Source organism: Desulfitobacterium metallireducens DSM 15288 (assembly GCF_000231405.2).
Lineage (GTDB): Bacteria > Bacillota > Desulfitobacteriia > Desulfitobacteriales > Desulfitobacteriaceae > Desulfitobacterium_A > Desulfitobacterium_A metallireducens.
In genome coordinates, this window is record NZ_CP007032.1 from 1,905,537 (window position 1) to 1,918,780 (window position 13,244).

General features: G+C 41.2%; 14 protein-coding genes. 1 reads left to right on the forward strand and 13 read right to left on the reverse strand.

All coding sequences use genetic code 11. The annotated features are described in order from the left end of the window. Positions 1–22 precede the first annotated feature (22 nt). Positions 23–658 carry a DUF2238 domain-containing protein gene (locus DESME_RS09100; protein WP_006716239.1) on the forward strand — a complete coding sequence of 212 codons (636 nt, stop codon included), beginning with the start codon at positions 23–25 and terminating at the stop codon, positions 656–658. A 692-nt stretch (positions 659–1,350) separates the two neighbouring features. Here the strand turns inward: DESME_RS09100 and DESME_RS16280 are convergent. The 13 genes from DESME_RS16280 to DESME_RS09160 form a co-directional block, all read right to left on the reverse strand. After that, positions 1,351–1,470, reverse strand: coding sequence for a DUF6019 family protein (locus DESME_RS16280; RefSeq protein ID WP_242837451.1), 120 nt, complete (start codon positions 1,468–1,470; stop codon positions 1,351–1,353). 99 nt (positions 1,471–1,569) lie between these two features. After that, the gene (locus DESME_RS09105) at positions 1,570–3,564 is read right to left on the reverse strand and encodes an ABC transporter permease (RefSeq protein ID WP_006716238.1); all 1,995 of its coding nucleotides are present in this window, start codon (positions 3,562–3,564) and stop codon (positions 1,570–1,572) included. Next, entirely contained in the window at positions 3,557–4,324 is a 768-nt protein-coding gene (locus DESME_RS09110) for an ABC transporter ATP-binding protein (RefSeq protein ID WP_006716237.1), read from the reverse strand. The genes DESME_RS09105 and DESME_RS09110 overlap by 8 nt, the downstream gene beginning before the upstream one ends. 185 nt (positions 4,325–4,509) lie before the next feature. Then, positions 4,510–5,517, reverse strand: a complete 1,008-nt coding sequence (locus DESME_RS09115; RefSeq protein ID WP_006716236.1) for a sensor histidine kinase — start codon at positions 5,515–5,517, stop codon at positions 4,510–4,512. A 39-nt stretch (positions 5,518–5,556) separates the two neighbouring features. Further along, positions 5,557–6,228, reverse strand: coding sequence for a response regulator transcription factor (locus DESME_RS09120; RefSeq protein ID WP_006716235.1), 672 nt, complete (start codon positions 6,226–6,228; stop codon positions 5,557–5,559). Between the two features lie 184 nt (positions 6,229–6,412). Further along, the gene (locus tag DESME_RS09125; RefSeq protein ID WP_006716234.1) at positions 6,413–7,186 is read right to left on the reverse strand and encodes an amidohydrolase family protein; all 774 of its coding nucleotides are present in this window, start codon (positions 7,184–7,186) and stop codon (positions 6,413–6,415) included. Between the two features lie 261 nt (positions 7,187–7,447). Then, positions 7,448–7,945, reverse strand: a complete 498-nt coding sequence (locus DESME_RS09130; protein ID WP_167998836.1) for a hypothetical protein — start codon at positions 7,943–7,945, stop codon at positions 7,448–7,450. A 282-nt stretch (positions 7,946–8,227) separates the two neighbouring features. Further along, a complete protein-coding gene (locus DESME_RS09135) occupies positions 8,228–8,974 on the reverse strand; it encodes a Fic family protein (protein WP_006716232.1) in 747 nt (248 codons plus the stop codon). Between the two features lie 524 nt (positions 8,975–9,498). Further along, on the reverse strand, positions 9,499–9,846 hold the full coding sequence (locus tag DESME_RS09140) for a DUF2200 domain-containing protein (protein ID WP_006716231.1): 348 nt from the start codon (positions 9,844–9,846) through the stop codon (positions 9,499–9,501). Positions 9,847–10,061: 215 nt separating this feature from the next. Further along, complete coding sequence (locus tag DESME_RS09145; protein ID WP_025248745.1) at positions 10,062–10,988, reverse strand: ParB/RepB/Spo0J family partition protein; 927 nt, start codon at positions 10,986–10,988, stop codon at positions 10,062–10,064. Between the two features lie 329 nt (positions 10,989–11,317). Then, complete coding sequence (locus tag DESME_RS09150; protein ID WP_025248746.1) at positions 11,318–11,581, reverse strand: hypothetical protein; 264 nt, start codon at positions 11,579–11,581, stop codon at positions 11,318–11,320. A gap of 193 nt (positions 11,582–11,774) precedes the next feature. Then, positions 11,775–12,224 carry a RhuM family protein gene (rhuM, locus tag DESME_RS16285; RefSeq protein WP_051413980.1) on the reverse strand — a complete coding sequence of 150 codons (450 nt, stop codon included), beginning with the start codon at positions 12,222–12,224 and terminating at the stop codon, positions 11,775–11,777. Positions 12,225–12,506: 282 nt separating this feature from the next. Continuing rightward, a complete protein-coding gene (locus DESME_RS09160) occupies positions 12,507–13,121 on the reverse strand; it encodes a hypothetical protein (RefSeq protein WP_006716228.1) in 615 nt (204 codons plus the stop codon). Between the last annotated feature and the right edge of the window lie 123 nt (positions 13,122–13,244).

Consider the following 13,244-nt stretch of genomic DNA (forward strand, 5'->3'; position numbering starts at 1 on the left):
ACAATAATTCAAAGGAGCCGAAATGCTTAAATTAAAATCTATACCCAAGATTCATCTTTACCTTCTCCTGATCTTATTAATTATGTTTATATGGTCGGTGATTAAAGCGGATCAACTCGGGATTTGGTTTCTCGAAGTTATTCCTGTTATTTTCGGAACAATTATTATTATATATACTTATAACACGTTTCGTCTGACTACACTCGTTTATATCCTTCTTTGTTTAGATGCCATAATCATCTTAATCGGCGGGCATTTTGGGTATGGCAAAGTTCCCCTATTTAACTGGTTTAAAGACTATTTTCATACAGGAAGAAATTTCTACGATCGATTTGCTCATCTTATTGGTGGTTTAGCCGGAGCCATGACTATCCGGGAAATATTGCTGCGAAAGTTAGATCTTAATAATATGAAATTGACGATAATCTTAGTTCTTGGTTTAGTCCTCGGAGTAAGTGCGAGTTACGAGCTCGCTGAGGGATTCGTTGCCTTAGTTGCGGGTGGAGCAGAAGCATTCGTGGGACTCCAGGGGGATATCTGGGATACCCACTGGGATATGTTTATCGCTTTAATAGGGGCAATTAGTGGCTTACTCAGTTTGAGCGCAATCCATAACAAGTCATTAGCCCTGATTAGACAGACTACGAAAGAACCTTAATAGGAAAATGGTCAATTTATAAGCATCCTGACAATTTTACATTAAAGAAAACCGGTTAAAGTGTACACCACTCTAACCGGTTATTTATTCACCCCATGTTTTTAACCTTCTGTTCAGGCCTTGCTCCAGCAATACTCTGCTAGTTCAAATTCACTAAGTTTGGCTGTTTTTACATTAAACAATTGAAACCCTGTAATGATCGCGTATCCCTTGAAGAATTTTTTCAAGTCTTTTTTGAGAGAACCATCTTCCCTGAAGCATCACCCCTAATTGGGTCGTCATATTATCAATGTTCTCCAAAGGATTTAGCTCAAGAAGAATGAGATCTGCTCGTTTTCCTATGGATATCGTCCATAGGGACAACATTTACATGTTTTAGTACGATGAGTGATTCTAGACGATTAACTAATGCGCTTGCAGGAGTAAGATAGGTCAACTCTTTTCACACTCCATAATGAAGCAAAAACTCTCTTCATGATCTCATATGCATATTATTCGCTTTCATTCTTAAGCTTATAGTATTTCACGTTTAGCAGGTTATATTAAAAAAAATACGTTCTTTTAATAGAATTCATGTACTTATTGTCGTTTAGATTCTGAAGGTTGGCTAAAAGAAATGTCAAAATATCTGAAAAGCTACTTATCGATATCATTGCTATCCAATTTGCGTTCAATTGCCTTAACTGACTCAATCAATTCTGGTGTGCCTCTGCAATACCGTTCTTAACCGCAGTTTTAATGATGAAGTAAAAAACGACTAAGCCAATGGCCCAAAGAAGAATGGGGAATAAAGCAACGCCAACCAATCTCATCACCTCATCTCTAATATTATAAATCTGCTTAGTTATCTTATATTCTCTATTCCAATTTCATATTTAAATTCCTCCCAATAAGATGAAAATAGCCCCCTGCTAACTCACAATCTTATAATACGTTCTCGCCGTTATGGCGTAGACCAGCGCATAAAATGCGGCAAAGACAAGGAGCGTTATTCCCGTCCAGAGTGCAAAGAGAGGGATATTCGTCAGATTAAAGACAGAAAGTAAGCGTGTAATCAACTTAAAAGCAAACCCGATATGAATGGCTGCCGTGACTAAGGGCAAGAAGAACACGGTCAAAACCTGATTTCGAATCGACTTTTTTACTTCGTCAAGACTCATACCGACCTTTTGCATGATCTCATAGCGCCCCTTGTCATCGTAACCCTCAGCAATCTGCTTATAGTAGATAATGAGCACCGTCGCCATGATGAACAATATCCCTAAGAAAAGACCCAGGAAGAACAGGCCCCCATAAACTGCGTAGAAGCTCGCCCGTGAACTTTCGGCTCCATTAACATATCCTTTGATTCCCATCGTTTGGAGTTCCTTTTGTAAAGATCTCGTCAACGCGATTTGGGTGTCTTTGTCGCCATTTACATCGAAGCCATAATTATAGGATAGCATTCCTTGATCAGATGGGTCTTTACTATACCCCTCGTTTCCGGTTAAGGCGAGTGAAACCTGATTTATTGTCTCAATATCTTTAACCACGATGTAATAACTGTTCGCAAGCACTGCTGTGTCCTCACCCTCATAAAACATGGAGTTAAGGCGCTCTTTAAGGGTAAGCTCGTAACCGTTGATGTTCATCCGATCACTTGGAATATTCCCTCGTAGCGAATAGACAAGGACTTGATCCTTTGCAAGTTCTACAGATTTATTCTCCATATGGTTATAGTCCTCAAGAGGGATAAAAACGAGCATCGCGAAACGGTTTGAAGAATATGAAGTAGAATTCGCTGGCGTAAAATGATTCCCCTCTTGACTGCAGGTGAATTCCTTCGAACGATAATGAACGACATTCTTCGGTGGAACATTGGCCATTGCCGTTTGCTGTTCGATGGTTTGATTCAGAGCCATAACTTGCTCATCGGAAACAAACTGAGCATTCATCGAGATATTGCGTGGGAACCGCGTTCGGAGAGCATCCTCCACACCGACATACAGGGAAATGGTCGTGGAGAGCATCACAATGACGGCCGTTGATAAAATACAGATATTTGCAAGCCCCACCGCGTTTTGCTTCATTCGGTACATCATTCCCGAAACCGAGATGAAGTGTTCAAGCTTATAATAGTAGCTTTTATTTTTACGGAGCATTTTTAATAAGGCGATACTTCCCGCCGTAAACAGGTTATACGTTCCGACCATGACTAAGACCACCGCCACGAAAAAAAGGGTAAGTGCCTGAAGGGGCGATTCGGTCGTCAACGCGATATAATACCCGGCTCCTAAAGAGAGTACACCCACTCCGGTCATGATCCACCGTGTTTTCGGCTCTTTTTCGCCGACGTTCCCCCCTTTGAGCAATTCGATGGGCTTAGATAAATGGACCTGGAAAACGTTATAGAGGAGATTCACAAGAAAAATCCCGCTAAATAAGGCGAGAGTCATCAGAATCGCCGAAGGAGGTATTTCAAAGCCAAAGGTCACTTTGAAGGAGATGATTTTAAAGAGCAGGAGAATCATGAGTTTACTAAACAAGATTCCGGCGGGTATTCCGACTCCGAGACTGATTAGTGCGATAAACAGGGTCTCAAAAAGCATAACCTTCGCGATATGCTTTTTTTCCATCCCTAAAATGTTGAAAAGTCCAAATTCCTTTTTCCGTCGCTTAATGAGAAAGCTGTTCGTATAAAACAGGAAAATCACAGAAAAGATGGCGATGACAACCGCACCAAAACCCAATACGCTGCGGAGACTTCTACTATCGCTCAAATCGCCGATATCTTTCACAACGACAAGAAAAATCATGTTATAGAACATAAGAATCGTACCGATACACGTGAGCAGATACGGGACATAGGTCTTCGCATTCTTTTGCAAATTCATTAAGGCTAGCTTGGGATAGAAAAAACTATTCATTCCGTACACCACCCGTTGCAATCAGGGTGAGAGTATCCGAGATTTTTTGGTACATCGCCTCCGTGGACAGGTTGGCTTTGAAAAGCTGGTGGAAAACCTCCCCGTCCTTGATAAAGAGCACGCGTTTGGCGTGGCTCGCCGCTTTGACGCTGTGAGTCACCATGAGAATCGTTTGGCCTTCTGCATTGATCTCGCTAAATAGCTTGAGGAGTCCCTCAGTCGCACGCGAATCGAGCGCACCGGTCGGCTCATCAGCAAGGATAAGCTGGGGCTTGGTAATCAAGGCCCGAGCGACGGCGGTTCGTTGCTTTTGCCCACCGGAGACCTCATACGGATACTTGCTTAAAATATCATTGATCCCCAACCTTTGAGCCATAGGTTTAAGCTGCCGATCCATTTCCTCATAGGCCTTCCCTGCCAAAACTAAAGGTAAAAAGATATTGTCCTGAATCGAAAACGTATCCAGCAGATTGAAGTCTTGGAAAACAAAGCCTAAGTTATCACGCCGAAAAGCCGAGATTTCCTTTTCCGGAATAGTTACGATATTTTTTTCATTCAAAAGGACCTCCCCACTCGTCGGCTTATCGAGGGCTGAAAGAATATTCAAAAGCGTGGTCTTACCTGAGCCGGACTCCCCCATGATCGCGACATATTCTCCTTGCTCAACGGAAAACGTGACATTCGTCAGGGCTTGGACGGGATTTCCTCCAAATCGCGTCGTATACACTTTTTTCAAATTATGAACCTCTAAGAGTGGCATCTTCTTTTCCTCCTCTTCAATTATTTCATCCAGAAGTAGGAACGACTGTAGAATCCTGCTTCTTTGTTAATCCTAAAATTACAGAATGCTTGTGCTTTCCTTGATATGATGATAACAAAAAAAGAAAATGTCCTGCCAATATTCTGGCTTACATTTTCTCTTCTAAACTTACATTTTAGTAAGGTTCACTCAGGGGCGATATGCATCGTATCCAACCCAATCTTAACACTGGTCCCCTTACCCACCTTAGATTCGATCCGAATGGTGTGCGAAAGCTTATTCAGAATTTGCTTACAGAGATAGAGCCCGATACCGGTCGACTTTTTATCGGCCCGCCCATTATACCCAGTGAACCCTTTTTCGAAAACGCGCGGCAAATCCTCCGGCTCAATCCCGATCCCGGTATCTTCGATCACCAAAGTCATGGGCAAATCAGGATCTAAAGTAATCGTGATCTCACCCTTCGGGGTGTATTTTAGAGCGTTGGATAGAATCTGCTCGATAACAAAAACGAGCCACTTTTCATCCGTTAAAACGGTACAGTTCAACTCCTGATAATTCAGCTTGACTTTCTGTCGAATAAAGGACTTCGCGTATTTACGAATCACTTGCCTGACGATTTCATCCAAGGAAATCTCTCGAAAAACCAAATCGTTGCTCAGGCTCTCCATGCGGATATACTGAAGCACCATCTCCACGTATTGCTCGATCTTGAAAAGTTGGTCGAGGAGCTCCTCCTTTTTACCAGCCTGCTCCACTTGCAGTAGTAAGCGCATCGCGGCAATGGGTGTCTTAATCTGATGGGCCCAGATTGTGTAGTAATCGCGCATCTCCGTGTAGGCTTTGTCCTTCTGACTGATGATATCGCCTCGGTCCTGGGCAAGGTTTTTCAGAAGTTCCTGGTAGTCCCTTTCAATTAAATCCCTGGTCGAAGGAAACACAGGATCCAAAAGCGGGATACTTTCTTGCATTTTTTCAAGGGCTCGATGCTTCTTGAAGAACGCGTGAAAGTTCACCACGCCAAGGATTAAAACAAAAAAGCCTATCAGCAGTGCCGCGTAGCCTACGGCCTCCAAAGGCAAAGAATAGAGCGAGAAAATTCCTAGAAAGATGCCAAGGATAAGGAAGAGAGTCGCTAGGACAGCGAGGTTACGCTTTATGTAGGAAGAAGCGATGCTTCTGAATTCTTTCATTCTTTACTCCACAATACAAACTGTATTTCAGTCCAAAACCTACTCGATTATATATCCAAGACCCTTTTTGGTCGCAATAAAATTCATGAGCCCCCACTCCGTAAGTTTCTTGCGCAAGCGTGCCATGTTGACGGTCAAGGTGTTGTCATCGATGAATTGATCGTTTTCCCAGAGGCGCTGCATGATTTCTTCCCGGGAAACCACCCGCCCGATATTCTCCATGAGGAGCTGGAGAATTTTATAGTCGTTCTTCGTGAGGTCGATTTTTTGGTTTTCAACCGTCAGGGTAGTATCACTGAGATTAAGGACCACGCCCTTATGCTCAATGATGCTTACTTGCCCTTGGAAAGAGTAGGTCCGGCGCAGAAGGGCCCCTACCTTTGCGGTTAAGACATTTAGGTCGAAGGGCTTGGCGATAAAGTCGTCCCCGCCCATATTCATCGCCATCACTATATTCATATTATCGCTGGCCGAGGAGATAAAGATGACCGGAACCTTCGAAATCTTACGGATCTCGCCGCACCAGTAAAAACCATTAAAATACGGAAGCATTATATCCAATAACACCAGTTGAGGATCCAGGCGAAGGACCTGCTCGGTGATATTGCGAAAATCGGTCACGAGAGTGACCTGATAATCCCATTTTTCGAGATGATCTTGGAGGGTACGAGCAATCGTGAGATCGTCCTCGACGAGCATGATATTGTACAAGAAAGCATTCCTCCCTAACACCTAGCGAGCCGAACGGACAGCCCAATCCTGTTCCTTTGAGTTCATATATTCCTATTCTATACTTTTATTTATTACTCCTTTATTCACCTAGAAGCACTCTTCTTGACCTAAGGATAATCATCTTCCTCCATAATTCGGGAATGACTCATGGGGAAGCATTCTCTTATAAAATTTCCTTAAGTTTGGGATAAACCGTAAGCGCATTTCGATAAAATACAGCTTCGTGGTACTCTTCCGGTATAACATGCTTGATAAATTCTACATAAGGTTCAATCGGTACAAGGGGCCAATCCGATCCAAAAAGAACTTTGTTATAGCAATTCGATATGACTAAGGATTGTTGAATATACTCGACGTAAAGCCTTTTATCTTTGATTTTCATCACGTGCTCTTTATTTCCTGCAATGAGTCCGGATAAGTCTGCGTAAACATTATGATTCTTGGCGGTGACCTCTGCTACATCGATCATCCAGGGGACGCCCATATGACAGATCACAAACGTAACGTCCTCTTGTTTTACAGCTAACTCATCAATGGTCAACGGATGGGAATATTTTAAAAGTCCTTTTGGGGATTGTGTATCTCCACAATGGATCGCCACAGGAACTTGGTATTTACGAGCAAGCTCATAGATGGGTTCATAGATCGGATCATACACGTAATAGGGAAAATAACCGGGATAGAGTTTTATCCCTGTCACCTCCCTTTTCTTAAGCTCTCCTTCAATATAATCGAGTTCTTTGTAATCTTCCTTTAGCTTTTCAGGATTGACCCCGACACAAGAAAGTGAACCTTCTACAGTCCCATCTTCCAAAACAAATTCTTCCGGACTACCCGAAGGTTGGTTGGGTTCTCGGCTGGGCGTTGACATGATGATTCCAGCGACCACACCGGCTTGTTCAAACTCTTTTCTTAGCCCTTGAGCACTGAATTCCACTTGTGATATATGTTTGGCCGTTTCATTAAATCCAAGTCGATTTGAAAAATGAAAATGCGCATCAATATTTCAAATGACATTCCTCCGTATTTGGTATCCTGACCATGCAAATCAGTTGTCCTCATTATATCCTCATTTTATTCGGCTTACCAAATCACTTTTGAACGGCAAAACATTGAAAGGGCTTGGATTAACCCCAAGCCCTTCCAGTTCCCAATCAAATTCACCAATCTTACCAAGAAAACTCCAGCACCTAACAACTCAAAGAGCTAAATACTCTGCATAGGCATAGGCAAAGGTAAAAGGCTCCGTACCCATACACCGATAGGTCTTGATGAATTTATAGTTTTCTAGTGCATCCACGGCACGGTTTACTCTAGCCACGGTTAACCCGGATTTTTCTTCTAGCTTGCTACCATTTATGTAATTCACTTCTTCAATCACTTTTAGTACCTTTTCAACATCAAGAATAGGATCAAAGCTTAATTCTTTCTCAAAGATGAAGAAAAGGACGAACGTAGGCATTATATACGCAAATTGAAAGGGTTCTGTTCCAGGCAATCTTTCAAGATTAACAAGCCCCTCTGCTTCGAGCTCCAGAACCCCCTTGTTAAACTGCTCAAGACTTAAATCACTGAAGCATTCCTGAAAAAGTCCTCTGGCATGAAATTTCTTTTCCATGCCTTTTTCTTCACCTTCACTCTGTGACATGACCTTTCCAATCTGGTACGCTTCATTGGAAAGTGCTTCTCTATTCATTTTCAGTTGTTTTATTCTTTCCTTAACATCCACTTAATCCATTCCCTACTTTATAAAGTTTAAATTTCCACAAATTCGAGCATAAGCAAGCCTTTAATTCGTACTTAACTCAATACTGGGATGGGATACACTGCGATTATAACACAACATTCTACATATTTGGATTCGGGCAATGAAAAAGCCACTCTACTGAGCGGCTTAAGATACTAAGGATTTGGGTCTCATTATCAGTTTACAACATCGGCTTGTTGAAACCATTTGATAATAGAGTCACCTAACTTTTTAAAGCTTAGGTATATGTATATGCAAAAGGCGCATAATTTCTTTTTCTGATTCAATGACTCTTTCAGCTATAAATTCTTCAAAAGGCAACTCATCTCTATGCGCTTTTTCAAGAAGCTGAATGTATTCATGTCTAAGAATCGGAGGAATCACAGCTAGCATGTATCCATCCTGGATCAATGCTGTATTCATGATTAGCCGAGCAATTCTTCCGTTACCCTCTTTAAAAGGATGAATAAAGGCAAATCGTTTATGGAGCTGCGCTGCAAAAACAACCGGATGTAACTTCTCCCTTTCAGCTTCGATCCATTGAAACAACGCATCCATTTCTTTCTGGATGCGTTTCGGTTCTGCCACCGGATATTTAGAGCCGGAAATAAACGCATCGATATCACGGTATTTTCCTGCGTACTCACTTTCAATACTCGCATAAAACATCCGATGCATTGTGAAAACATCACTTTCCGTAATAGTCCGCTTTTTGAGCAGTGTAAACATGAAATCATAGGCTTTGGCGTGACCAATAGCCTCAAAGGTATAGCGTAAAGGTTTTCCTCCAATGGTCAATCCATCCTCAAGCAGCACTTTGGTTTCGCTTTCCGTAAGAGTATTCCCTTCAAGAGCATTTGAAGACCAAGTAAGGCCAATGCGATAGTAAGCTTGGAGTTGTTTCAGCATCTCTCCCTCGAAGGGTCTGCGCTCATCAATGTTCACTTTGTATAAGTCAAGCAATCGATAAATATCCATTGATAGATACACCTTTTTCATTATATTTATTCTCTAATTATACCATGAGAGATCAATTATTACCATTTTCTTCCACTGTATATTTACCCCTACGTTATTTGCAGCTCAGCTCTTAGCGGGCCACCTGGATATCGATCAAAGCATTCTAATATTCCAGTTTATCCAACGCTCATTTAACCGTTTTTGGGGTTATCCTCTTCTCTATTACGGCTTCACTAAGCCGGCATTTTTCTAAGATACGCTCCAACCCTAATTATCGGCTTGGGAAAAATACCGCGATCGCTCTGGCTTTGGCCCTTGAGCTTAATAAAAAAGAGACCGATCAACTCTTGAGCGCTGCCGGTTACTCCTTGTCCGAAAGTGATACCTTTGATTTGGTTGTTCAATTTTGTCTTGAGAAAAAATATATAATCTCCAAGATGTCAATCAGGCCTTGGATTATTTCAGCCTGAAGCCGTTAGCCGATGTATTAGAGTGAAAAGCAGGAAGTCAATCCTTTTAACCGATTGACTTCCTGCCTTTCTTCAACTTCTCAAAATCTTCTCCATTGGCTTGCCTTTGGCCAATTCGTCAACTAGTTTGTCAAGCCAACGAATTTTCTGCATAAGCGGGTCTTCAATTTCCTCGACACGAACACCGCAGATTACTCCCGTGATTTTATGGGCGTTTGGGTTGATTTGCGGTGCTTCTGTAAAAAACGTCTCAAAGTCAACACCTTTAGAGATTTGCGCCTGTAGGCCCTGCTCGTCATATCCTGTCAACCAACAAGTAGCCCTATCGACTTCTTCTTTTGCGCGACCCTTTTTCTCAGCTTTTTGGACGAGTAATAGGTAGACTTTTGAAAAAGCAGTCGTAAATATTCTCGGTTTCATGTTTAACCCTCCGCTTGTTTCACCCTCCACCGCACAATGTCCGTGATGAATTCATAATCTATCGGCTTGCCAAGCGGCAGCTAAATCGCTCCTTTACTGGTCTTATATCCTTCGAGCCGCCCCGCAAATTCGGACGTAGCTTCGCCGCCGGTGTACAGCCCTATGTATTTTTTGAATGCCGCGAAGTGGATGAGGCGCCCTAGCGATAAGCAAATTCAATGATGCACAGAGCCCATAATTACTTTTTCCGGTGATAAAGGACCTGTTGGGCTAAGTTTATTGAGAAGCCTTAGAAGATAATAAAAATACTCATTTCTTTGGGCATCATCCAATTTCTTTAGAAACATTCTTGTTAATTTTCTATCTAGAAATTGCAAATGCTTTACAAAATGCTCATGGCAAAAGTCATTTATATTTTTATCCTCTAAATATTGTTCAATTGTTTCTAAATAAACTATTTCCTTAGCCTCCTCAGTTGTAAACTTTGCTTTTTTAATGGCATCGTTAATGCATTTCTCCTGCAATGATATTCTAAGAAGTTTAAAGTGGGAAGATTGAACAACCTTTTTAATGGCATCTACATGCTTTTCAGAAATTTCTTTATAAAAATAGCGTTCTAGAAGTTTCTTCCTAGTTTTTTCCGAAACCCCTACTAAATAATAAATTTTCCTTAACCCTTTAGTACCTACCTTAACTGAATTTAATCTTTCTTTAAGCTCTTCAGGAATATCTATTAATTGTTTATAACTTTTTAATGTACTTGGAGACATTCCCGTTACCATAATAATTTCAGAGTCAGAGAAACCATGTATATAAATAAGTTCTTTAATCATCTTCTCCTTTTCAAATACAGGTCTTCTTTTTTGTTGAAATTCTGGTATTAATCGCTTTAGTAGTCTAGTTCTTGGGCTCGTTATGGGTCTAACCTCACATTTTACGAACATTCGCCCCATATTCTTTAAGGCAAAAAATCTTCTATAACCATGAACAAGAATATAATCGTTCTCTGCAGTCGGGCCTTCCACAATTAAAATTTCTTCCAGTCCATTTCTATCAATACTATTACTTAATCCTAAATCTTCTTCTATCGAACGAAACGTTTCTTCAGTCTTAATGTGGCTCAACAATATATTTCTTTCCAATTATCAACACCCCACTTCTCTTTAAGAAATGGGTATGCTTCTCATAAATTGTCCAATAACATGAAACATAAAACTGAACAAGAAGATTTTAGACAAATATAGAATATAAAATGAAGGAAAATCCTAAATATTTCAAGAAGCAATTAACGATCTACCTTCGTTGCAAGCTAGTGACAAATACTTAGGAGGTCATAGACCCCGGGGGAAAGGTTAAACCTAATTCCCTTGAGCAATTTCGATTTTTGAGTGGGGCGTAACCCGGGGCGAGGCTTTAGCCAATGCCCGCCGAGCACCCCCTTGACACAATCCTAAAGACCTCCGACATTCGGCTATTTTGCCGACCCATTGTACTTCAAGAGTTCCTCCCTACGTGCTAATAAGTGTTTAGTGGCCAACTTCCCCACTGCTTTGGTCGCTGTATAATTCCATATTGAACCAATTCCAATAGATGCAACTGGAACGGCAGAATTCACTATGGTCTTCTGGATGATTTTGACAGCAAGCTTCTTCCCGATATCCTGAATGGCTTTCAAGACCTCTTTTTTGACTACTTCTTTTACGGCTTTTCGAGCTATGTTACCTCCAACTTTCATTCCCGCTTTACCCGCAGCTTCGGCGGCCGCCCCCCCAATGCATAAGCTAAGATCGTCAAAATATCTTCAGGATCATTCGGATTAAGGGTACACCATATACTTTGGCTAAATTCGCAACAACGGAAGTTGTATTCTTACAAGCATAATAGACTCGGCAGCAACCGCAGTTGCTGCTATTGTAAGGTTAGGTCCTTTAGCGCATCCGCTCGCTCCACAATAAGTTCAGCAGCCGTATGCCCATGTACTGAATAATGGAGTTATTTTGTGCAGTCGCAAAAAACTCCTTAGTCAATGCGAGGTTTGGATTATAATCGATGGAAAGAGTATAAATCTCCTTAACCTTTTGATAAAAACGTTTTTCTGAGCTCCGAATATCACGAATACGCTCTAACAGCTCATCAAAATAATCCGCACCGAACTTCTTCGGATTTTTAAGGCGATCGTCATTCATAGCAAAGCCTTTTTTCATGTATTCAGTAAGGACTTCACTAGCCCATCGACGAAATTGGTTTCCTACGTGCGAGCGTACTCTGTAACCAATGGCTAAAATCATTTTAAGATTATAATACTCAACCTCTCTAGAAACCCCTCGGTTGCCCTCTTTTTGAACTATCCGGAATTTCCGGATAGTTGCCGAGGACACCAATTCTTCATCTTCAAAGATATTTTTAATATGCTCACTAATGGTCCTGACATCCTTTTGATAAAGTTGAGCAATTTGCTTTTGGCTAAGCCAGATCGTTTCGTCTTCAAAGAAAACGTCAATTTATGTTTTACCATCCTCAGTCTGATAGATTAATTACTCGCCTTTCGAAAAGTTATTCAACTGATTACTCACTTAAAATATCTCCTCTCAAATTGACACAAACCTGTTTAATTCGTGGCATACTAATGCGTCACTTCTCATGAAAGAGTGGTATTTATCTTATTTAATTGTTACTGTTTCTTCTAAGGCTACCTCTTGTATCTCAGGTATTTCACGAAAGGGTTTGATGGTCAAATTAAACACTATCCCAGCCACTTCATCGGGTAAAGGAGGTGTCACGACAAAGGAATGCACCATTCCCTTTTGCTGTCCGTAACCCCCATTTTGCCGGCACTGATATTCTGGTGAGATATTTAATTCAAAACGATTGTGACCCAGTCTTGTAAATGGTTCATTCTTATTTACCTCAGTTTCGATGTACACCACGCTAGCATTGCGATATTGTTTCATATGGGTTACTGCATATACAACACGGTTTATTTCCACAGATTTTAAGATCGGAACAAACTTCAAAAAATCGGAAGGTTCAACGGGTGGCACCCAATTATGCTCACCATACATTAAGGAGAAAATTCTTCTCAGCCAATCCTCATTAAGTCCATACTGTTCGCTCCAGGAAGAGATCTGATCGAGATGTGGAAATCCTGGATTATCATCAGAAAGCTCTTTACGTTTTACTAGAAGTTCACAAATCTGCCCATCAATTGGTGTTAATTCTTCACAATAGTAATCTGTTGGGGGATGAAAAGGTAAGCGCGTTAAAGGCGTCTGCATCAAATTAATGACCTTCTTTCATTGAAATATCAATTCCGCTATTTTCTACAGTTCTATAGGATTCACCCGTTAAAATCCTTAGTTTATATATACTTCTCTGCGTATGTATATCTAAACCGTTTA